Origin of the sequence: Kitasatospora sp. SC0581, assembly GCF_048159585.1 — a bacterium.
Classification (GTDB): Bacteria; Actinomycetota; Actinomycetes; order Streptomycetales; family Streptomycetaceae; genus Kitasatospora.
In genome coordinates this window covers 1-303 of sequence record NZ_JBLRWA010000352.1, presented here as the reverse complement: position 1 = coordinate 303, position 303 = coordinate 1, and the positions used below count along the sequence as shown (strand labels likewise).

Annotated in this window: 1 protein-coding gene; it reads right to left on the bottom strand. The window is 33.3% G+C overall.

The annotated features are described in order from the left end of the window. On the bottom strand, positions 1–303 hold a 303-nt coding region (locus ACLWS4_RS38425; RefSeq protein ID WP_416876632.1), incomplete at both ends, for a hypothetical protein.

The following is a 303-nucleotide window of genomic DNA, read 5'->3' as shown; positions in this document are numbered from 1 at the left end:
AAGCTACGCTGTAGGATACTTATAAATGATTCTTGTTGAACACTTTCTAATTTTCTCTTGGCATACGGCATCTTTATAAAAAGCATTGTCCATAAAAATAGAATAAAATAAATAAATGCAATTATCAAAAATAAAAGCATGGGATTCAAATTGTATAAATATCCGCTTGCGATGCTTGCTAAGACAATAAATACAATTAAAATTTGAGTGTTTTTCATTAGCTCTTTCCCAAACCTGTCCGGTCCCGTTATCCTGCTCATCCAGGTTTCAAAAGCACCTGATATTAATGATTCAGAGAGCGCC